At 46.3% G+C, this 21723-nt stretch carries 16 protein-coding genes and 1 pseudogene; 10 read left to right on the forward strand and 7 right to left on the reverse strand.

Annotated features, from left to right (window positions below):
• A partial coding sequence (locus tag DCCM_RS08925) for a DUF169 domain-containing protein (RefSeq protein ID WP_231702715.1) occupies window positions 1-584 on the reverse strand: 584 nt, incomplete at its 3' end.
• 926 nt (window positions 585-1510) lie between these two features.
• Between DCCM_RS08925 and DCCM_RS08935 the strand changes: the two genes are divergently transcribed.
• Window positions 1511-2329 (forward strand): enoyl-CoA hydratase/isomerase family protein, encoded by an 819-nt coding sequence (locus DCCM_RS08935; RefSeq protein WP_165792085.1) that lies wholly within the window; start codon window positions 1511-1513, stop codon window positions 2327-2329.
• Window positions 2330-2546: 217 nt separating this feature from the next.
• Here the strand turns inward: DCCM_RS08935 and DCCM_RS08940 are convergent, their stop codons facing one another.
• From DCCM_RS08940 to DCCM_RS08955, 4 genes and pseudogenes are all read right to left on the reverse strand, one after another.
• Window positions 2547-4103 carry a methyl-accepting chemotaxis protein gene (locus tag DCCM_RS08940; protein ID WP_231702716.1) on the reverse strand — a complete coding sequence of 519 codons (1557 nt, stop codon included), beginning with the start codon at window positions 4101-4103 and terminating at the stop codon, window positions 2547-2549.
• Between the two features lie 684 nt (window positions 4104-4787).
• Window positions 4788-5008, reverse strand: a pseudogene (locus DCCM_RS08945) (long-chain-fatty-acid--CoA ligase); the annotation flags it as partial.
• Between the two features lie 91 nt (window positions 5009-5099).
• Entirely contained in the window at window positions 5100-6281 is a 1182-nt protein-coding gene (locus DCCM_RS08950; protein WP_207655569.1) for a thiolase family protein, read from the reverse strand.
• Window positions 6282-6435: 154 nt separating this feature from the next.
• Window positions 6436-7011, reverse strand: a complete 576-nt coding sequence (locus DCCM_RS08955; RefSeq protein ID WP_104372062.1) for a TetR/AcrR family transcriptional regulator — start codon at window positions 7009-7011, stop codon at window positions 6436-6438.
• A 187-nt stretch (window positions 7012-7198) separates the two neighbouring features.
• Between DCCM_RS08955 and DCCM_RS08960 the strand changes: the two genes are divergently transcribed.
• The 9 genes from DCCM_RS08960 to DCCM_RS09000 all read left to right on the forward strand — a co-directional run bounded on the left by DCCM_RS08960 (window position 7199) and on the right by DCCM_RS09000 (window position 19346).
• Window positions 7199-9022: an acyl-CoA dehydrogenase gene (locus DCCM_RS08960; protein WP_104372063.1), complete on the forward strand. Its 1824-nt coding sequence runs from the start codon at window positions 7199-7201 to the stop codon at window positions 9020-9022.
• 38 nt (window positions 9023-9060) lie between these two features.
• Window positions 9061-9909, forward strand: coding sequence for a 3-hydroxyacyl-CoA dehydrogenase family protein (locus DCCM_RS08965; RefSeq protein ID WP_104372064.1), 849 nt, complete (start codon window positions 9061-9063; stop codon window positions 9907-9909).
• A 438-nt stretch (window positions 9910-10347) separates the two neighbouring features.
• The gene (locus DCCM_RS08970; RefSeq protein ID WP_104372065.1) at window positions 10348-11922 is read left to right on the forward strand and encodes a CoA-transferase; all 1575 of its coding nucleotides are present in this window, start codon (window positions 10348-10350) and stop codon (window positions 11920-11922) included.
• Window positions 11923-11984: 62 nt separating this feature from the next.
• Entirely contained in the window at window positions 11985-12887 is a 903-nt protein-coding gene (locus DCCM_RS08975) for an AraC family transcriptional regulator (protein ID WP_165792086.1), read from the forward strand.
• A gap of 120 nt (window positions 12888-13007) precedes the next feature.
• A complete protein-coding gene (locus DCCM_RS08980) occupies window positions 13008-13748 on the forward strand; it encodes an SDR family oxidoreductase (protein ID WP_104372067.1) in 741 nt (246 codons plus the stop codon).
• Window positions 13749-13933: 185 nt separating this feature from the next.
• The gene (locus tag DCCM_RS08985) at window positions 13934-15220 is read left to right on the forward strand and encodes an ABC transporter substrate-binding protein (protein ID WP_104372068.1); all 1287 of its coding nucleotides are present in this window, start codon (window positions 13934-13936) and stop codon (window positions 15218-15220) included.
• A gap of 769 nt (window positions 15221-15989) precedes the next feature.
• Window positions 15990-16877 (forward strand): branched-chain amino acid ABC transporter permease, encoded by an 888-nt coding sequence (locus DCCM_RS08990; RefSeq protein WP_104372069.1) that lies wholly within the window; start codon window positions 15990-15992, stop codon window positions 16875-16877.
• Window positions 16831-18645 (forward strand): branched-chain amino acid ABC transporter ATP-binding protein/permease, encoded by a 1815-nt coding sequence (locus tag DCCM_RS08995; protein WP_104372070.1) that lies wholly within the window; start codon window positions 16831-16833, stop codon window positions 18643-18645. The genes DCCM_RS08990 and DCCM_RS08995 overlap by 47 nt, the downstream gene beginning before the upstream one ends.
• A complete protein-coding gene (locus DCCM_RS09000) occupies window positions 18639-19346 on the forward strand; it encodes an ABC transporter ATP-binding protein (protein WP_104372071.1) in 708 nt (235 codons plus the stop codon). The genes DCCM_RS08995 and DCCM_RS09000 overlap by 7 nt, the downstream gene beginning before the upstream one ends.
• 273 nt (window positions 19347-19619) lie before the next feature.
• Here DCCM_RS09000 and DCCM_RS19465 read toward each other — a convergent pair whose 3' ends face one another.
• Window positions 19620-20453: a methyl-accepting chemotaxis protein gene (locus tag DCCM_RS19465; RefSeq protein WP_104372073.1), complete on the reverse strand. Its 834-nt coding sequence runs from the start codon at window positions 20451-20453 to the stop codon at window positions 19620-19622.
• A 137-nt stretch (window positions 20454-20590) separates the two neighbouring features.
• Window positions 20591-21721 (reverse strand): acyl-CoA dehydrogenase family protein, encoded by a 1131-nt coding sequence (locus DCCM_RS09015; protein WP_104372074.1) that lies wholly within the window; start codon window positions 21719-21721, stop codon window positions 20591-20593.
• Window positions 21722-21723 lie beyond the last annotated feature (2 nt).

Raw genomic sequence — 21723 nt, forward strand, 5'->3', positions numbered from 1 at the left:
TTCATATTGGGCTTGTGGTTCAGGTAACTCCAAACAGCACCGCCGCAAACGGCAGAACTGACCGTGTGGTTAAACTGCAAGGGATGCACGTTAAAAGCTCCGATGTAATCATTTAAAATGTGATAGGCCTGCAAGGGGTTGCAGACAAACAGGACAACGTCCGGAGCAACGGGTGTTTTTGCCAGCGGCGCCGTCATAAAGGAGTCGATTTCACCAAGGGACAAGCGCGGCTTTGTTGACATCACCTCTTTTGCTTTTTCAAAATCGATGACAAATTTCATATGCCTCCTGGCCTCTTCATCCGATAGCCGGTTGTATCCAAAAGTGGTCAGGCAGCTTTGACATAGAATGTTATCCCTTGAGCCTTTCAGCACATAGTTGGCCATGCGGGAAGCGGCCGTGAACTGGCAGAAAGTAACCTTCGCCAATACTCTCTTTTCAGCTTTGTAATGGCCGGCTTCCTCCGAAGATTTAAAGAACTTTATGGCCACCGGGTGATAGTCCAGTTTCAATAAACTTTCCAGTGTTTCCTGAGCACCGACGTAATCCATTGCATACTTCTTATTAACGTTTTTATATTGCATTTTGGTTACTCCTTAGAAATTTTTCCATACAAGGTACCATTCTACATTCCAGTTGCAAATGAAATTTTGTTCCTTCTTTTCTTATACTCCCCTTGGGCCAATCCAAAATATTCAAATTGTTTTCCCCATACGACTCCTCCCCATGCATGAAAACTACAAAAAATCAGCTGCTTCTCATTACTAGGAAAAAATAAAACCAGATAATTAATGTATAAGCAAATCTCTCACCAACATAAGAATTGTGACTTATGGATGCCAACATCACGAACAACTTTGCACTGTCCACAAGAAACTGGCAAGTCATAAATTTCTGCCTGTCCCAATACCTATGCGCTGAAAAATCCAATGGGAAGTGGCGTATAAAAAATGTCTTTTTAGAAAACAGGATGTATAAAAATTATATTTATTTACTGTCTTATGATAAGAACCTAATAAACATTTTAAATAACCGGCTAACAGCCGCCAGCTTAATAATGTATAAAAATTATACTATGTTAGAATCTATGGATAATTTCTTATACATGGAGTTTACAAGGGGATATCCCAGGGCACCTGAACGCGTCTTCCGCCGCAGAGGTATAGTCCCCGGCAACATCCAAAATTTTTTATTTAACAGGTAGGAATGGCAATAAATTAAATACTGGCATACCGGTGCGGTTCCCAAATACTTGTTCACATATCCCGTTGTCCCAGTAAATGCGGCCAAGTCGTAAAGTGCCAAAATGAATAAGGATGCTCTGCGACAAAAACTTTGCACCTCCTGTTCTTACTGGCATTTATATTGCATGAATTTATATTCGTATTTAAAGGGCCTTACGACACCATAACTGTTCTTCTTACTGTCCACAGCATGTCCATTAAGCCACCTAAAAGTGCTTGCGCCAGCAAGTACGTCTTTAATAAATAAAAAAAGGGGGATGAATTCATTGAGCTTTGAAACAGTAACCTACGAGGTTGATGGCAAGGTGGTGAGAATCGGGCTAAACCGCCCCAAGGCTGTTAACGCCATTGATGGTGTGATGAAGAGGGAGTTGCTGGAGGCATTTACCATGGTTGCCCAGGAAAAAGAAGCCATGGTGGTTGTCCTTTTTGGGCACGGCAATAATTTTTGCTCCGGCGTAGATTTGAAGGATATGGCTTTTAACGGCTGGGAGCATACACCCGAAGGTTGGGCCGGCCATTTTAACCAATTGATTAGTACTTCAAGAGTTATGTGGAACCTGGATATCCCGGTAATCGCGGCAGTTAAGGGTTTCTGCCTCGGCGGCGGCTGCGACCTGGCCATGATGGCTGATTTTGTTTTGGCCGCCGACAATACCAGGATCGGTGAGCCGGAAATTATGATGGGAGCCTTTGCTCCGACTCTAATTGTCCCCTGGCTCATGGGGATGAAAAAAGCCAGGGAATTTCTTGTTATTGGTACCGAACTGGACGCAGAAGAGGCCAAGGAACTGGGTCTGATCAACCGGGTATTTCCTTTGGACGCTTTGGACGAAAATGTAGAAAAATGGGTGAAACACATCTGCAATATCCCCAGGGCGGCTTTAAAAATGAGCAAAAAAGTATTAAACAAGCAATATGAGCTAATGGGTCTTTGGGATGCCATTGAATATAACCGTGAGTACTCCGTTATACTCAACCTTAACAAGACAAGGGAAGAAAGGATGGACTCCTTAAAGTTTATTAGAGAGCAAGGGCTGAAAGCGCTGCTCAAGCAGCTGGATGAAAAAACGATAGTCAGGTAATAAAAGTTTGTGACTCCTCCTCTCCCTATTTTTCTACCACCGTTAAACACGGTCTAAACGAAGTGTTCAACGGTGGTATTTTTTATTCTAATCATAAACTCGGCCAGTTTAAAAACAAAGGTATGTGCTTTAAAAAAGGTGTATAGTCAAGGGGGGTAGTGGCTGTACGATAATATCCACATGGAGAGAATTCAATAAATCACTTCTATATCGATAACTACACTTTAAACCTGTTCACAGCCGACCGCAGACCGGTGGCAATATCGGCCAGTTCCTGGGTGGATCCGACCACCTGCTGGATGGTGGTGGAAACCTGCTCGTTGCCCTCGGAAAGGCGCTGGGTGCCCTCCCCGGTCTGCCTGGTGACCAGGGCTATTTCCTCAACCAGGCTGATGCTGCTGTTGATGGCCACTATTATGCTGTCCAGGGCGGCACCGGCCTCCGAGGCCAGATGAACCCCCTCTTTCACCTCGGCCGCCCCGTATTCCATGGCCAGCATGGAATCCTCCACTCCGGCCTGGATCTGCTGTATCAGCTGCCCTATCTCTCCGGCGGCCGAGGCCGACTGCTCGGCCAGCTTTCTCACCTCGTCGGCCACCACGGCAAAGCCGCGCCCCTGCTCTCCGGCCCTGGCCGCCTCAATGGCTGCGTTTAAGGCCAGAAGGTTGGTCTGTTCGGCAATTCCCGTTATAACATCGGTTATGTTCCCCACCTTGGCGGACAGTTGGCCCAATTTCTGAATGGAGCTATTGGCCTCACCGCTGGCCCGGGCGATGGCATTTATTTTTTCTACCGTCCTTTGCACCGTGCCGCTGCCCGACTGGGCAACCTCCACCACCTTTCTGGACCCCTCGGCGGTGGTGCTGGCGTTTTCCATGCTTTTTTCGGCCATGGCGGCCACCTCGCCGGTGGCGCTGGCCACCTCCTCCACGGTGGCGTTTACCTCCTCCGCCGAGGCCGCCAGCTCTTCACTGTGGGCGGCCACCGACTGGGCGGCGATTACGATACCACTCACCAGCTCCCTTAGCTGCTCCCTGGTCCGGTTGATCGCCCCGGCCAGCTCACCCAGTTCATCCCGGCGGTTAATCTCCACGGTATGGGTAAAGTCCCCGGCGGCCATGGGCTGGACTCTGCTCATGATCATCCGCACCGGGCCGGTGATGGACCTGGTAATGAAAAAAGACAGGAGGGCAGCTATAAGCAAAGCAATTATGCCTACCACGTTGATGGTGACACGCCCGCTTTTCACGGCAGTTTCAGTAACACTATGCAATTGATTGCTTTTTTGTTCGTTTTCGCTAATTGATTCATCCAGTGTTTTATTTACTTTGGTAGTGATCGGCGCAATGACAGTTCCCAGCGCAGTTGCCTCCACCAGCTTATCTTCCCTTAGTAGGGGCACCATGTTCTGGGTAACCTGCTGGTCACAATCCTTAACCTGAACCAGTATTATCTCAAATTTAGACCTGTCTTGTTCCGAAGAATTATTGATCCGCTCTGAGATAAGATTTTCTGTTATCTTAATCTTCTCATTGTACTGATTAAGATAGCTTTCGCTATTATAGAGCATATAGCCCCAAATGGCCGACACAGCTTCCTGGAAGGACTCTTTGATCTGGTAATCAAGACTGATACGTTCAGAGTTCACCCCGATATCCTTGATATTTACCTCGGTAGTGTTCATCTTAAGGCTGGCCACCACCGCGATTATGGCCAGCAGCACTAAAAGTGTTGTGAAACCACCGCCTATTCTCATGCGCACAGAAGCCCTCATTGTTCTTTCCCTCCCTATTTTTTTATTTGATTTCATGTAAGCAAATTTCACACCAACATAAAATTGTGGCTTATTGTGGCTTGAGGATACCAACATCACAAATGGCTTTGGACTGTCCGCCGGAATTAGCAAGTCATGAATTTGTGCCTGTCCCCTGTCTTTTCAGAAAGCAGAATGTGTAGAAATATATTAATTTACTGCCTCATGCTAAAGGCTTAATAAACATTTTGAATAACTGGCTAACAGCCGCTGGCTTAATAATGTATAAAAACTATACTGTTATGAAATCTATGGATAATTTCTTATACACGGAGTTTACAAGGAAATATCGCAGAGTGCCCGAATACTTCTTACAACGCAAGGGTATAATCTCCGGTATTTGTTTTTATATAATGGACTAAAAGTATACAGAATTAGAGAACTGGTAGACCTGCTTAAAGAAGCGGTAACCCATGCGTTATCCCAACCGGTGGCTGAACCAACCAGGGCACTGTCTGAAAGACTAAAAGGGTTTTCAGACAAAAAAGCACAGTCCATTTAGCCGAATAAGACTGTACTTGTAGTGCGACAAGGGGACGGTTCTCAAGTGTCGCAAAAATTAAATTTTCCGGGCAGTATCAACTGCACTGTCTTTTAAGGAGCCGTTACAAACTAAATCTTACACAATCTCTTTCTTCTATATTAACCAATAATTCCTTCATGTATTTGTGAAATAACCACCGCCTCCATCACCGCGGGGTGTTCAAAAAGGACATCTTCCACCTCCCGGGGATATACATTTTCGCCCCCGGTTATGATCATGTCATTTTTGCGGTCCACCAGGTATATATAGCCATTCTTGTCCACGGTCCCATGTCGCCGGTGTGCAGCCATCCATTTTTTACTGTTTTTGCTGTGATATCCGGATAACCCCGGCAGCCTGCCGAACTTTTTCCGGCAAGCAAATAGAAGTGCCCTTTTATTATCAATTAAGGGCACTCCTATTTTTACATGGTATCAGTCAACCTTCTCTATGATGGTAGCCACACCCTGCCCGCCGCCGCAACAGGCGGTAATCAGGGCGTAACGGGCTCCTTTTCTGTGCAGTTCGCTGATTGCCTTGACGGTGAGTATGGCCAGGGAACCTGCAATGGGGTGACCCAGAGCGATAGCCCCTCCGTTTGGATTGAATTTTTCACCGTCACGCCAGTCGATGCCCAGCTCACGGCAGCAAGCAATTGCCTGGGAGGCGAAGGCCTCGTTAAGCTCTATTACGTCTAGTTGGTCAATGGACATGCCGGCCCTGGCCAGGGCCTTGCGGGTGGCCGGGACAGGCCCCATACCCATTATATTGGGGTCCACACCTCCAGATCCAAAAGCCCGCACCACTGCCAGGGGTTTTAAGCCTAACTCTTCCGCCTTTTCTCTGGAAGTGACCAACAGCGCGGCGGCCCCGTCGTTAATCCCGGATGACGTGCCGGCAGTAACCGTCCCATCCTTTTTAAAAGCCGGCCTTAGTTTGGCCAGAGCTTCCAGAGTGGTGTTCGGACGCGGGTGCTCGTCCACCTCAAATACCACCGGGTCACCTTTCTTTTGGGGTATTACCACCGGAACTATCTGTTCTTTAAACCTTCCTTCATTAATGGCCCTGGCGGCTTTTACCTGACTGAGGTAACCCATTTCATCCTGCTCTTCCCTGGGAATGTTAAAGCGCTGGGCCACATTTTCGGCGGTGATGCCCATGGGCGGGTCGCCAATTTCCTCGGGGCTTAAAGGCCGGCCGGTAAATTCAGGCGCATTCCGCTGAAAAGCGGCGGTAGGTTTTTCCAATAGATACGGTTGGCGGGTCATACTGTCCACTCCTCCGGCCAGGTAAATATCGCCCACACCCGCCCAAATATGGGTTGCCGCCAAATTGACCGCGGTGGAACCGGATCCGCACTGGCGGTCAATGGTTATAGCCGGTATTTCCATGGGCAGCCCCGCCTCCAGCAGGGCCATCCGCCCAAGGCAACCCGCCGTTCCCAGGCAGTGCCCGTATATTACCTCGTCAATTAGCCCGGGTTTTTGTAAGCCGCTCCTTGCCACCGCCGCTTTCATTACAACAGCCGCAAGGTTTTGCGGGGGAATGTCCCGCAGAGCACCATTTTCTTTTGCTATAGCGGTTCTGGCCATCCCTACAATAACAGCTTCACGCATTTTCATTCTCCTTTCAATTTAAATATAAATTTGTACATTTTCCCAGGAAAACAATCCCTTGGTTGGTGAAATTTTTCACTATACATCAGTTAACCGCATCATCCCTCACCAGCCTTTTTATAAATTTTCAATTTGTTAGCTTATTGAAACACACTTATTTATTTTTTATTCCGTCAAAAATAATGGGCCAAAATTTTTCTCCTATTTCCCGGGATGACAGCGGGCCATTCTTGTTGTACCACTGGTAAACCCAGTCACACGTACCGAATATGGCTTTTGTCATAAGGGATTGATCGATATCTCCCCTGAGAGCCCCTGACATAATCCCATCACTTAAAGCATTTTCAAAAATAAGCTCATACTCGTCTCTTTTTCTCCTGACAGCCCTGAATTTTTCCTGCGACAAAAATCTTTTTTCCTGATAAAAAACACTTACATAGGACTTATATTCCCCCACACACTCCACCAGGTCGATGATCAATTTCTTTAAACGCATAATCGGGTCGGTATGTAGTCTGCAGGCCTCTTTACCATTTTCGTATATATGGTTCATAAACTTTTCGTGAATCAGGACCAGTATGTCTTCTTTGGATTTGAAATAATAAAAAAGTCCGCCTTTACTTACCTCCGCTTTCTCACAAATTTCCAGTATGGAAGTCGCATGGTAACCCTTGGTCTCAAATAATTGCGTCGCAGCCTCTACAATTCTTTCCTTTGTCTCTGTTTTCATCCAGCCGGCCCCTTTTGAGATGGTTTTGTGAAATATTTTAAGAGTGATTATACCATCTAAATTTTAAAATTTTCGCACAAATTTATCATTGATTATTATAAGCCAATTATATATAATTTACAATACCGGACAGCCGGTACAGTACCGGCCGTCCGGTATTGTAAATTTAAAAGAAAGGGCGTTATAAATGGCTGGAAATTTCAACTACTCTAACCGTGATCATAAATTTGTCATTAAAGAATGGCTGGATATTGAAAAAATATTGGGTTTTGATAAGTTCAAGGATTTTTACGACCTTGAAGACATGGACATGATTTTGGATCAGGGGGTCAAGGTAGCCAGGGAAATTGTCGCTCCCACCAGCATTGACGGAGACAGAACAGGGGTTGTGCTTTCCAATGGGCAGGCAATCGTTCCGGAATGTTATCATAAGGCCTATAAATTCATGCAGGAAAACGGTTATGGAAATTCCCAGTTCAACCCCGATGAAGAGGGAATTCTGCCCAATACTGTGCATATCGCCCTGGAGGAGTTCTTCAACGCCGCCAACCCCAGCTTTGATGCGTACATCAGCCTGGTTAAGGGGGCCAGCAAGCTCATATACAGATTTGGAACCGAGGATGACAAAAAAAGATTTCTGCCCAGAATGTACAGCGGAGAGTGGGGCGGCACCATGTGCCTTACCGAGCCCTGCTGCGGGTCGGATGTGGGCGATATAACCACACGGGCCTTTGCCACCGATGACCCCGGCGTGTATAAAATAAAGGGAACCAAGTGCTTTATCACCTGTGGCGACCAAAATATTACTGAAAACATTATTCACTTGCTGTTGGCCAAGTGTGAAGGGGCGGTCCCGGGAACCAAAGGAATTTCCCTCTTTATAGTACCCAAAATATGGGTTAATGAAGACGGCAGCCTGGGAGATTTCAACGATGTTTCCACGGTGGCACTGGAACATAAAATGGGGCTTCACGGTTCTCCCACCGCCATGCTCAGTTTTGGTGAGAACGATGTCTGCCGGGGCATCCTGCTGGGTAATCCTCCGGATGAAAATGGCGTGGCAGAAGGCATGGCCCAAATGTTCGTTATGATGAACGGCGCCAGGCAGGGCACAGGCCTTACTGCTCTGGGCATTATGCAGGCGGCCTACAATTACTCTCTGCAGTACGCCAAAGAGCGTGTACAGGGTAAAGAAATTGACAACCCCAAAGGTGAGCGCGTGCCTATAATACAGCACCCTGATATTAGAAGAATGCTCATGTTTCAAAAGTCCGTGTCCGAGGCCTGCAGGGCAATGCTCTACAAAAACGCTTATTATATTGACCTTGCGGAGAACAGCCCTGATCCTGAAGAGAGAAGAATAGCTGAGCGGAGAATTGAGGTAAACAATCCATTGATTAAGGCTTATCCATCCGACATGGCGTGGATAACAACCGCCGAGGCCATACAAATACACGGCGGCTACGGTTTTACCGAGGAATACCCGGTGGCTCGGTGTGCCCGGGACTGCAAAATATTGACTATTTGGGAGGGAACCAATTTTATCCAATCAATGGATTTAGTAGGTAGAAAGTGGAATCTTGACCGGGGGAATATATTCGCCGAATGGCTGGACGAAATAATAAACTCGCTGGAAAAGTGCAAGGATATAGAGGATATTACACGGGACGCACATATAATGCTAGCTGCCTCTGAGGATTATAAAAATTTATGTTCACATATCAAACTATCTGCTAAAACAAATATAAAAATATTGCCTCTTTATTCCACCAGGATACTCCGGGCCACCTCCCTCCTCTGGGCGGGCGCCTTACTCCTGGAACAGGCCTCTATTGGCGTAAAGAAAGCTAAAGAAGTGGGTGAAAGTCATTTCGAGTATCCCTTCTATATCGGTAAAGTACAAACCGCCAGGTTCTATATAAGAAACATCGTTCCCGAGATCTTCAATATTGCAGAGCTTATAAGAATTTGTGATACAACAGCCATGGAAATTCCGGAGAATGCTTTATAAATTTTTAATTGCATTACTAGCTTAAAAGGAGGATAAAAATGGAAATCGGTACTATCACAGTAATTGGTGCCGGCCTTATGGGATCCGGTATTGCACAGGTGGCCGCCCAGGCAGGCTACAAGGTGAATATACTTGACGTCAACCAGGAGTTTGTTGATCGGGGAATGTCGGTCATAAATAAACTGCTCCAGGGTAAGGTCAACAAGGGAAGGCTGTCCAGTGAGGAAAAGGAGCAGATAATGGCCCGGCTTTCTCCGGGAACGGACCTGGCGGTATGCTCGGAAGCCCAGGTTGTTATAGAAGCTGTTCCCGAGAAGATGGATCTGAAAAAGGATATGTTCAGAAAAATAGACTCCTTAACCGGTGCCGACGCTATATTGGCCACCAATACCTCTTCACTTTCCATTACCGAGATCGCTTCAGTAACAAAGAAGCCCCACAGGGTATTGGGCATGCATTTCTTCAGTCCCGTCCCGGTGATGAAACTGGTGGAATTAATCCCGGGTCTGGTGACTGAGCAGGAAGTCATGGACACCATTAAAGACATATCTGAAAAAATGGGCAAAAAAGTTGTGCTGGCCAATAACACGCCCGGTTTTATTGTCAACAGGCTGCTGGTCCCCATGCTAAACGAGGCCTTCTATCTTCTAATGGAGGGCAATAAAAAAGAAGATATTGACCAGGGCATGCAGTTGGGGGCCAACCATCCCATAGGCCCGCTGCAATTGGCGGACCTGGTGGGGATAGATATATTGCTTCACACCATGGAGTCCCTTTACGAAAGTTTTAGTGATTCAAAATACCGTCCCTGCACACTCCTGAAGGAATATGTGGCGGCAGGCAAATTGGGACGCAAAACAGGAGAGGGGGTTTACTCTTACCGGTAATGAACAACCTGCAGCTGAACTAAAAAGACCAAAAGCTGACGGAATTGCCTGACCGGATATTGCCGCATATTGTTCTGCTTTCGGTTTATTCCATTTCCATTGTCTCAGTTATTTTAGCCGGGAAAAACGTTCATTTTTATCCCGGCGTTATTGTTTATTTTACAGCCGGCGTTAACAAATAGGAAACCATAGAATATGGAAGTGCGGAATCACAGATAAAAATATCCTAAATTACGAATAAATTGACATGCGCGTAATATTAAAAAAAATTATCTCATATTGCGCATATTCTGTTGAATTATTGTTTGACATTCCGTTTTCGGAAATGTTAAAATAGTGCCACGCGACTGAAATATCAAAATATTGCAAATAGTGCCAACATAATGGTTGCATCTGGAAAAGGAAATAAAAAAACATGGAAAAAGAGAGCGTAACTATATGACTGATTTACTAAAAAAGAAGCTCATGTCCGCGGACGAAGCTGTAAGACTGATATCGGATGGAGCCGCCGTGCATATTGCCGGTACGGCCCTTGTGTGCTCTCCCGCCAAAATATTTAAAAGCATCGGGGATTCGTTTCTCGCCACCGGACACCCGCGCGACCTGTGCATCATCTCCTACGGCTCCCCGGACATCGATGCACCGGGCTATAATTATTTTGAGCATATGACCCATAAGGGGCTCCTGAAGCGTGTGATCGGCGGACATATGGGCTATCATCAGCCTCTGTTCCTCATGATCAGAAGCAACGAGATAGAGGGCTACAATGTTTCCCAGGGCGTGCTGTCGATTATGATGAGCGAGTACATAGCCGGCAAGGACGGATATCTTACAAAAGTCGGACTCCGTACCCAGCAGGATCCACGCTACCAGGGCTGCAAGCTCAACGAAGGGCTGGAGACGGAAGACCTGGTCGAACTTAGGGTCGTGGACGGCGAGGAATACCTCTGGTATAAAATGATCCGGCCGGATGTCGTCGTGCTGAAGGCAAGCTATGCGGACGTGAAAGGCAATATAACGCTGGAAGCGGAGCCCTCAATTAACGATGCCCTGGCCTCCGCTATGGCGGCAAGGAACAACGGGGGCAAGGTAATCGTATACGTAAAAGCCCTGAAGGAAGAATACTTTAATCCGCACATTGTCCACATTCCATATTTCCTTGTGGACGCCATCATTGTCGATCCCGACCATGTACAGACGGCCCCGCACCTTCCTTACAGTCCGTATTTTTCAAATGAAAAGCGATGTGGCGAGGAAGAAATGCGGGTAATTTTGGACAAAGAGACGAAAAACGGCGCCCGGAAAAGAGACATCACGCAGAAGGTCATTGCAAGAAGAGCGGCAATGGAACTATATCCGGATGCCGTTGTGAATATCGGTATCGGGATCCCGCAGATGGTCAGCGGCGAGGCGATAAATCTCGGAATCGATATGAGTTCCGTCGTTACCACCACCGAGACCGGCATCATAGGCGGCGTACAGCTTCCATCGGTGTTCGGAGTCTCCATGAATGCGGATTCTGTCTATGATCAGGCGTCCCAGTTCAGGTTTTACGAGGGTGGCGGGCTTGATATCGGTTTTCTGGGAGCATTGGAGGTGGATGCGGCCGGAAACGTGAACGTCTGTAAAAAAGGGGCATATCTTGCGGGCGTCGGCGGCTTTAATTTCATTGTCCATTCCGCAAAGAAGCTGGTATTCTGCTTCACCTTCATGCGGGGCTCAGGCTATAATTCCGAAAACGGAAAGATGGTTCCCTATGACGGAAAAGAAACGAAAATGGTGAAAAATGTAGAGTGCATCACCATGAATGCGGGCGTGGAGTTTGAAAACCATAAAACTGTCCTTTACATTACCGAACGCTGTGTATTCAAACTTAAAGAAAACAGGCTCGAACTGGTGGAAATCGCCCCGGGTCTCGATATTAAGAAGGACGTTCTCGACCTGCTGGATTTTAAGCCATTGATCGCTGAGGACCTTAAGGAAATGCCCCAAATTTGCTTTGAAATAAAATGATAGATGAGGATATGGTATCTAAAAAGATAAAAACAAACATGACCATGGGAGGGGGTATTAAAATGCATCAGGAAATCAAGATTTTAATTAAGGTACTGTCAAGAATGAACGCGGGGGTTACGTATAAACCACATACGCATCCCTTCCATCAGTTAAATCATATCGTCCGGGGCAGTTACCAATTCACGGTGGGGGGCCGTACGTTCACGGCGGGCGTGGGGGATACGATTCTGATCCCGGCAAACTGCGTCCATACCTTCACCCAGACAGGCGCCGAGACTGGCTACTATTTCGAAGTGAAGTTCTCTTCGTTTTCGAAAGGCCTGATGGAAATGTGCTCCGATGTCGGTATCCTGGTGCAGAATGACAATTTTTCGGGAAAACTTCTAAAAGAAATATTGGACGAGAGTAACAATTCAACACCGGAGTCTGAGAAGATAATGGTTACATATCTTTATGCCATCCTCTTTAAACTGACTAAAAAGACAAGACGGGAGAAAAACACATCGTCAAAATATATAGAGGTATCGGCTTATTCCGCACCGGTGAGGGATACAATCAGATTTCTAGAGGACAATTATAAGGAACGGCTGTCTTTGGACGATATTGTTGCCCATGCATCATTGAAGAAAAGTTATCTCAGCAGTCTATTTAAGAAAGAAACCACTGTCACTATTTTCGAATGCCTTATGATTATTCGGGTCCGAAAGGCGGTGGAACTTCTCTCCTATACCAACCTGCCATTAGCGCAGATAAGTAAAGAAACGGGTTTTGTGAATATTACGCATTTTAACAGAGTATTTGCGAAACACGTAATGATTCCACCCGGTCATTTTAGGAAATATCTAAATTCCCAGGACTTATATTGGAGAGACGCCACCGCGGTAAAAAAAGTAAGTCACATCACTGCTGCCACGCTGGAAGGAAAGAAAATAGATTTTCCCCAGTTTACGCTGAGCAATTAGTATTACCGATTGACATATCGCTATATGCATCATTTTATTTAAAAACCAAATTAACTTTCAAAAATGAGCTCTACTGAATGTATCTTAAAGGATATCGTAACACAATATGGAGGTAAAAAAATGAGTAAATTAAGCGGAAAATATGCAATCGTAACTGGAGGGGAGAAAGGAATTGGCAGGGCTATCGTAAAAAGATTTGTTGAAGATGGTGCGGCAGGGGTTGCTATTTTAGGGCTTGATTTGAATGCTGCACAACAAACGGCCAAGTCTATCGATCCTACCGGGGAAAAGGTAATCGCAATCCAGTGCGATGTCGGCAATGAGCAGCAGGTAGCCGATGCCATCAAAATTACAATGGACAAATTCAAAACCATCGATATTCTGGTAAATAATGCCGGCATCACAAAGGATGCCATGTTCCACAAAATGACGAATGAACAATGGGATTCCGTAATAAACGTTAACTTCTACGGTGTATATCATACGTGCAAATATGTCGTACCGATCATGCGTGAGAAAAACTACGGCAGGATTGTGAACATAGCATCCATATCAGCGTTTGGACTCCCAGGCCAGGCAAACTATTCCGCTTCAAAAGGTGCGATCATTAGCTTCACAAAAACACTTGCCAAGGAAGGCGGACCGAAAAATATTACGGCTAATTGTATCGCCCCGGGATTTATTAACACAGATATGTACAAAGCGGTACCGGAAAAGATTATTGCCGAACATATGAAGGTTATACCGCTCAAAAGGCTGGGGGAGCCGGAAGAAATAGCCGGCGCAGCGTCCTTCTTGGCAAGTGACGATGCAAGTTTCATCTCCGCTCAGTGCCTTATCGTAAGCGGCGGGAGTATGTAATTGGGGGGACGGTGGCTGTCATAACCGATATCAATGAAGATAAAGTCCCAAGACGGCGGAAGAACTGAGCGGGCGGATATAAATATTATGAGTTCGGTTGTAATTTTAAATGCGCGGTTGTGAATTCGGCTTTTTTGAACTGTTCATAACGGCATAAATGTTATGATCACCAGCATTTATCCGATATGATAAAAAATGAAATGGAGGGAAAAATGGTGAGGAAAAATCAACCTATCATCGCGGTACTGGTAATATTTTTGATGATGTTGGTACTGGGCGGATGCGCTTCCAACACGCCGGACAAGGCTGCGGAGAAAGCGGGCGGCGAAGTAGTACTCGGATATGCCGGACCAATGACAGGCCCGTCGGCTACCATGGGAATAGCCACTAAGCAGGGTGCCGAACTCGCTATTGAGGAAATCAATAACGCCGGCGGAATTATGGGAAAGACCATTAAATTTGTATTCCGTGACGATGAAGCTGACCCGACAAAATCAAAGACCGCGGTTCAGGAACTGATCGATAAAGAGAAAGTTCAGATGATGATTGGCCAGCCGAACTCAACAAGCGTTGCTGCTTCTGAAGATTATGTCAATCAAAACAAAATTATTCAGATCCTTAACATCGCAACCAACACCAAGCTTGTGGATGTTGAAAAATATCCTTATACCTTCAGAACATTCTTCCCAAGTCCGGTACAGGCTGAGGCCCTTGTAAATATTGCAAAAGAAGCCGGTTTCCAAAAGATCGTGCTGCTCGGCGACACCACCGCCCTGGGGAATGATGGAATAGCCTCTTTGCAAGAAGCCTGCAAAACAGCCGGAATCACGCCGGTAGAAGCTATTACATATAAATCCGGGGATGCCGATATGACACCTGTGGCAGAGAAGATCAAGAAAGCCGGCGCAGACAGCATACTCGCCTGGACCCTGGGTGCGGATGGTGCGAAAATAGTCTCCGCACTTTCAAGAATAGGTTACATGGACAGCTTGACTTATATTGGCTATACAGGACTCTCCCTGCCGAACTTCCGGGAGCTTGCCGGAGCTGGCATTGACAGATGTTATACCATTAACGGCTTCTGGTCGGTGGACAAAGCTGCCGGCAAAACTCAGCTGGACGATGCACGTCAGGAACTCTATGACAAGATAGTAGCAAAATATGGTAAATACGGACCTGGCGACAGAACCACCGCTCCTCAGATGGTGGCATCCGGCTATGAAGCGGTCTATCTTTATAAATGGGCAGTGGAAACAGCGGGTTCTTTCGATTCCGACTCAGTGAAAAATACCATTGAGACGAAAATTTCCGAGTTTCCTTTGAAAATCGGTACTGCAGACACGTATAGGTTTTCACCAACAAATCATGAAGCCATTTCCGGAAAAGATCTCGTGCCTGTTCTGTTAGACCCAATGTTAACAACGGACAAAATATTCGGAGACGTTTATATCAGGGGATCCCTTACGAAGTAAGAGTAAATCGCACCTGGAAAAGTGTTTAAAAACACATTGAAAAAACAATAAACGTGTTGATAAACTACCGCCCGAGGCCGTTCAAAAAGCTCCGGATGCAAGGTGCGGCAAGGCCTCAAGCTTAAGTGTACTCGTAGTACGCTTAAGCATTGAGGCCCCAGCCGCAACACAGCAGATGGACTTTTCTAACGGCCTCCTGGAATCAGATTGTGGTGTGCCTAAACCGATATCGACACACCGTTTGTCAGAAATAAAAATTATAATGTACGGATGTTTACATTAAAATAGTGAATTGATTTGGATATTACCGGACCAAGTGAGTGTGACTTGCTCTACCTGTCGTATGACTGCATGGAATATCTACACTCATTGCTTTTTTCGCCTGGAAATTTATGTATTGCCTCGGGTTTTCGGGAGCTTTGGAAGTAGATTATGTTGATATTCGACACTCGAAACACCCGCTTACAACCGCGGGGTCTATGCTCTTTGACACCCTGATGAATTTTATCCACACCATGGACCCCGCAACTTTCCTGATGGCTTTTTCTAATCAGTTAACCAATTTTGCATCTTTTTCGCTCCAGCTTGCTGGGCAGCCGGTTCAGCCAGGCCTAATAGTTGATCTTTAACAAATCAAGCAATTGGCCATTTTCTTCACCGGTAATTCGGAGCTTAACCTTGGATGAACCGGTTCATCACTTCCGGTGCCGTGTTGCGAAGATGGCGGAACACATACGGGCAGTCAATACAATGAGAGGTGAATGACAGGATGCAGCAATTAATATTCGGCTTGGCGAACGGAAGCATATACGCGCTAATGGCGCTTTCAATCGGAATGGTCAGCTCTACCACAGGCATCGTTAATTTTGCATACGCATCTGTTGTAATGATGGGCGCAATGGTAAGCTGGTGGCTGATGGTAATATACCAATTCAGCTATATACCTGCCCTATTCGTGGCAATAGCCGTCAGCATAGTGCTGAACATAGTAATATATGAAACCTGCGTTAAGAAACTCGGAAATTTGCTGGATAATGTAGGATGGATTATCACACTGTTCGGGGCGTCCATCATCTTGGACAACATTGCCCGAATGTTGTTCGGTACGGAGCCGCAGGCTTTTCCGTATTTATTCGGTGGCAAAATGGTAACGTTCTTTGGTGCAAACATCATGCTTCATGAGTTGATGATGATAACCATAGCCGTCGTTATAGGAGTTGCATACCAGACGATAATTAAGAAGACCCGGTTTGGCAGGGCTGTGCGCGCTGTTGCATTCAGGCCGGCCACGTCGGAACTGATGGGCATCAAGAGCGAAAAGATAATACTATCCTGCTTTGCCATGGCCGGGGCCGTTGCGGCCATAGGCGGCGTACTAATCGCGCCTATTACGTTTGCCAGTTACACCATGACCTATTCAATTGGCCTGAAAGGATTTGCAGCCGCCGTGTTGGGCGGATTTGGAAACACAAAGGGAGCATTTATCGGAGGCTTCCTTTTGGGACTCATCGAAGCCTTCATAAGTATATTTGTCCCCGCCGGGATAAAGGATTCGATCAGCTTCGTCATTATGATTATTGTGATAATATTTTTGCCGGGGGGGATAATGAGTGCCAAGATTTTCAACAGAAACTGGTCCGCTGCGGAAAAAGTATAGCCTGTGGTTTACCATACTGAAGCTGGCATTGCTGTTCATTTGCTTGGCATTTCCATTTATAGCCGGTAATTATTATTCGCGGTTTGCCATAATTTTATTTATTTACATCATTTTGTCCATCGGTTATGACATATCTTCAGGGTATTGCGGTATGCTTACCCTTTCCGGCGCGGCTATTTTCGGCGCCGGGGCATATGCCTCGGCAATAACTATTACGACCCTTAAAATGCCGTTCCTGGTCGGTATGCTGGCAGCAATGGTTGTTACCGGACTGATCAGCTTCCTGATATCCTTGCCGGCATATAAGGTAAAGGGCAACTATCTAGCCCTGATAAGCCTTGGCATTTTAGAGATCGTGCAGAGGATACTCAACGATTGGACTTCTCTGACGCAAGGCGCGGCAGGATTTTTTCTCCCCCAATGGTCCATATTCGGCATGAGCCTCACTAATTATACAAAATACTATGTAGTATTTTTCTTCTTGATTCTCATTATGTTATTTGAATGGGGTCTGATCAAGAGCCATTGGGGCCGTGATTTCGTTGCGGTCAAGAATGACGAGATAGCGGCGTCGGGAGTAGGTATAAACAACAGGAAATTCAAGGTTATAGCGCTGCTCATAAGCTCAATGATCATCGGGGTGGCCGGCTCCCTTTACGCCAGCTACAGTGAGTTTATCAGTCCCGACACGTTTGGATTCTACCTGACAATATTTATCCTTTTGACGGTGGTTATAGGCGGAACAGGCACTTTGAGCGGTCCTGCCATCGGCGTTGTCGTCGTAATGATAATACCGGAATTCTTCAATGCGTCACCGGACCTTAAGCAGATAGTCTTCGGCGGGCTTCTTATCATACTGACCCAGGTTATGCCCGGAGGCATTGTGGGAAGAATAAAGGAACGTTTCAGGGCAATCGAAGATAACAGACATATAGAAAATTTAGGCGACAGGCTGCCCATAAGTTTTGAAAAATACAGGGTTCATGCAGATGGTCCTGAAAATATCCTTGTAGTAAAGAATCTTACAAAGAGATTCGGTGGGCTTACGGCTGTCGGAAATTTAGACCTTGCGGTTAAGAGAGGTACGGTACATTCCCTAATCGGACCGAACGGAGCCGGCAAGACGACCACGGTTAATCTGATAACAGGTATCGACAAGCCCAGCGAAGGCAGCGTTATATTCAACGGCGAGGATATAACGGGAATGGAACCTTTCGATTCGGTTAAGCGCGGAATAGCCCGGACATATCAGCATGTCAGGCTGTTCAAGGACTTGCGTGTAATAGATAACGTGGCGATGGGCGGAAGAATATACTACACATATAGTATGGCGGATGCGATTTTCCATTCGCGCAGGAAAAGAAAAGAAGAAAAAGAAGCATATCTGGAAGCTTACGACTGCCTGAAACTGATCGGCCTTGACAGTAAGTCAAATTTTGATCCCGGAAGCCTTTCAACAGGACAGCAGAAACTGGTGGAGATCGCCCGCGCTCTATGCGAGAAGCCAAAACTCATGGTACTGGACGAGCCCTGCGCCGGTCTTAATGAAACGGAAGTGGCAGAGCTTTCCGAGATAATTAAGAAAATAAGAGATGTCGGAATAACGGTACTTATGATCGAACACCATATGAGCATAGTAATGGGCATATCTGATTATATAACGGTTATAGATTACGGTAAGAAGATTGCGGAGGGTACTACGGCGGAAGTAAGCGCAGATCCGGTGGTAAGGAAAGCCTATCTGGGAGAAGAGGTGACGGCATGCTGAAGGTTGAGAATTTAACAATCGCCTACGGCAAGACAGAGGTCGTACACCACGTGTCCTTTGATGTAAAGAAAGGCTCGGTTGTAACCATAGCGGGAGCGAACGGAGCCGGAAAGAGTACGATACTAAATACCATTGTGGGTCTCCACCGGCCAAAGGAAGGGAGTATCCTGTATAAGGGCGAGGACATAGCCAGGAAAGCTCCGGATAAGCTCGTCTATAAAGGAATAAGGCTTGTCCCCGAAGGCAGGCAGATATTCCCGGAGCATACTGTTGAAGAGAACATACTTCTCGGAGCGTATGTGGAAAAGGACGCAAAAAAGATACGTGACCGAATGGACGAAATGTATGACCGCTTCCCAAGACTTAAGGAAAGACGCAAGCAGATTGGAGGCACATTGTCGGGTGGAGAGCAGCAGATGCTTGCAATCGCAAGAGCGTTGATGACGGGACCCGATCTTCTTATTCTTGACGAGCCGTCGCTGGGCCTTGCGCCGATAATAGTTAAGGATGTCTTCAAACTGTTGACGGAGATAAAACAGACGGGTGTAACAATAATGCTGGTTGAACAGATGGTCGATAACGCGCTAAGCATTTCGGATTATGCATATGTTCTCGAGACCGGAAATATAGTATTTTCGGGTACCAAGGACGAAGTGAAGAACAGTGATGATATTGTAAAGGCCTATTTAGGTAATGTTTGATTAAAGTCCCACGTGAGAAAATCTTCCTTGGAACAGTGGACAAGGAGGATTTTTTCAACGTATTTGAAGGTATACATTGTTAATGCGAAAAAATTTGAAATAAACCCGGACGAGGCAACCGCCGTTATTTTTATAATTGATTTAAGGAGCAAGGGATGGGGTTTCCTGAAGATTTCAAAGGAGCTTACAGCAAGCTGCGGGCGTTCCTCGACAAAAAATTCTGTAAGGGTGACATTGGACACAACAGAACCGTCCCCTTGTGTTAGTTTTGTGTTAGTTGTATATTTTTTCGGCCAGTATACTGAGGGTCTTTGACATATGTAAAATCTCACTTACCGATGCCGAAATTTCCTCAACAGAGGCGGACTGTTCCTCGGATACGGCGGCAATTTGATATATCTGCTCACTCTGCTCACTGATAGAACTGGTGATTAACGAGATGGTGTCGGTGATTTCCTTTACTGAACCTGCAGTTTTATGGGCGAGTTTGCGTATTTCTTCTGCCACCACATTGAAGCCCCTGCCCTGATCCCCCGCTCTGGCGGCCTCAATGGCTGCGTTCAATCCCAAAAGATGGGTCTGGCTGGCAATATCCTTAATGAGCTTTAACAGTGCGTCTGTTTTCTTTACATTTTCGTTAATATTATTGGCCTGCCCGGATAAACTGGTGGCGGTGGCCGCCAGCTGCTGAGATCCTGCTGAAAGATTTGATACTGTCTCGCTGATGACCACAAGGGCGTCTTCAAGTTTTTCTGAATCTTTCTGCAATATATCATAGGTGGACGTCGGTTCAAAAACACCCAGCGTTCCTATCACTTCGCCCTTCATATCTATTATAGGCGCTATCATGGCCATGTAGCCCACGCCGTATTGGGATTTTTCCTCCGGTATCTTTGTTGTTATCCTTTCGCCGCTTTTCAATACCTGTTCGGTTGTTGTGCCGGCCTTAACCGGGGCACCGGCCCTTGACTTGTGATCAAGCTCGGCGCCGGGCTCATAGAAAAGAAATTGTGAATGGTCGCTTAAGGCTACCGCTGCCTCGCTGCCTAGAAGAGTCTTGATGGCTTTTGCCATAACAATATAATCATCCCAGTCATGTTCAGACATTTATTCCGCTCCTATCTGAAGTAATATATGATAATTAAAAAATTCCTTGTTTTTTCTTTAAGCCTATCCCAAATTGGACTGCACGGTCCAATTTGGAATAGGCATAGTTGCGGAGTGCGGTGTTTTGAAGTTCATATTTAACTCAATAGTCTGCCTGCAATTACCATCCTTTGTACCTGCTGAGTGCCTTCATAGATTTGAAGTATCTTAGCATCCCTCATCAGCTTTTCAACCGGATAATCCCTCATGTACCCATAACCGCCGTGAATTTGAACGGCATCCACCGTTACTTCCATAGCTATATCAGCCGCATATAGCTTGCACATAGCACCAAATTTAGGGTCTACCCTCTTAGCATCTATCTCTGAGGCGGCCAGCAGCACCAAACTTCGAGCTGCTTCTACCTTTGTAGCCATATCCGCGAGCATAAAAGCAATCCCTTGATGTTGACCAATAGGCTTCCCAAACTGGGCTCTAACCTTCGCGTATTCAATGGACTCTTCAAGGGCCCTGCGCGCCACGCCGACTGCCGCCGCCCCTATACTCATCCTTGTGCGATCCAGGGTCTGCATGGCAATTTTAAATCCATCCCCCTCTTGTCCCAGTAGATCCTCAGCCGGGACTCTCACATCTTCAAAAATCACTTCTGCTATGTGGGAAGCCCTATCTCCCAGTTTATCTTCCACTTTTCCCATGGAGACACCGGGATTGTCCCCGGATACCAGAAAGGCGCTGATCTTTTTGGTCCCTTTAATTTTAGCAAAAACTGTGTACATGCTTGCTATACCGCCATGGGTTATAAAACACTTTGTACCATTAATAATATATTCATCACCGACTTTTTCCGCTTGGGTTACCATGGATTTTGCATCTGAGCCGGCACCGGGTTCTGTGAGACAAAAGGCCGCCAAAATGGGTTTTTGGGCAAATTGCGGCAGCCACCTGTCTTGCTGTTCCTCTGTACCTGCAATCAGGATTGGCGTAAGTGCCAGGGTATTTCCATCCCATGCTCCGCTGATTCCCAAGCACCCGTAAGCCAGTTCTTCAATTAGGATGGCTTCAGTAACATGGTCCAGTTCCAAGCCGTTGTACTTTGAGGGCAGATTAAAATTCCACAATCCAATCTCAAACGCTTTATGAATGATGGGCCAGGGCATTTCATTTTTTTGGTCGTATTCTGCCGCAACGGGAATAATCTCGTTTTTAGTAAATTTCCGAACCAAAGCCTGTAAATCTTTTTGTTCTTCGGTAAGTTCAAAGCTTATCATAA

Origin of the sequence: Desulfocucumis palustris, from assembly GCF_002933875.1 — a bacterium.
In the GTDB taxonomy this organism is placed as follows: domain Bacteria; phylum Bacillota; class Desulfotomaculia; order Desulfotomaculales; family Desulfocucumaceae; genus Desulfocucumis; species Desulfocucumis palustris.

What these genes read in the sequence shown, in the direction of transcription:
- DCCM_RS08940 (WP_231702716.1), bottom strand. Translation starts at nt 4,103, where the DNA reads ATGAGGGCTTCTGTGCGCATGAGAATAGGCGGTGGTTTCACAACACTT.
- DCCM_RS08950 (WP_207655569.1), bottom strand. Translation starts at nt 6,281, where the DNA reads ATGCGTGAAGCTGTTATTGTAGGGATGGCCAGAACCGCTATAGCAAAA.
- DCCM_RS08955 (WP_104372062.1), bottom strand. Translation starts at nt 7,011, where the DNA reads ATGAAAACAGAGACAAAGGAAAGAATTGTAGAGGCTGCGACGCAATTA.
- DCCM_RS08960 (WP_104372063.1), top strand. Translation starts at nt 7,199, where the DNA reads ATGGCTGGAAATTTCAACTACTCTAACCGTGATCATAAATTTGTCATT.
- DCCM_RS08965 (WP_104372064.1), top strand. Translation starts at nt 9,061, where the DNA reads ATGGAAATCGGTACTATCACAGTAATTGGTGCCGGCCTTATGGGATCC.
- DCCM_RS08970 (WP_104372065.1), top strand. Translation starts at nt 10,348, where the DNA reads ATGACTGATTTACTAAAAAAGAAGCTCATGTCCGCGGACGAAGCTGTA.
- DCCM_RS08975 (WP_165792086.1), top strand. Translation starts at nt 11,985, where the DNA reads ATGCATCAGGAAATCAAGATTTTAATTAAGGTACTGTCAAGAATGAAC.
- DCCM_RS08980 (WP_104372067.1), top strand. Translation starts at nt 13,008, where the DNA reads ATGAGTAAATTAAGCGGAAAATATGCAATCGTAACTGGAGGGGAGAAA.
- DCCM_RS08985 (WP_104372068.1), top strand. Translation starts at nt 13,934, where the DNA reads ATGATAAAAAATGAAATGGAGGGAAAAATGGTGAGGAAAAATCAACCT.
- DCCM_RS08990 (WP_104372069.1), top strand. Translation starts at nt 15,990, where the DNA reads ATGCAGCAATTAATATTCGGCTTGGCGAACGGAAGCATATACGCGCTA.
- DCCM_RS09000 (WP_104372071.1), top strand. Translation starts at nt 18,639, where the DNA reads ATGCTGAAGGTTGAGAATTTAACAATCGCCTACGGCAAGACAGAGGTC.
- DCCM_RS19465 (WP_104372073.1), bottom strand. Translation starts at nt 20,453, where the DNA reads ATGTCTGAACATGACTGGGATGATTATATTGTTATGGCAAAAGCCATC.
- DCCM_RS09015 (WP_104372074.1), bottom strand. Translation starts at nt 21,721, where the DNA reads ATGATAAGCTTTGAACTTACCGAAGAACAAAAAGATTTACAGGCTTTG.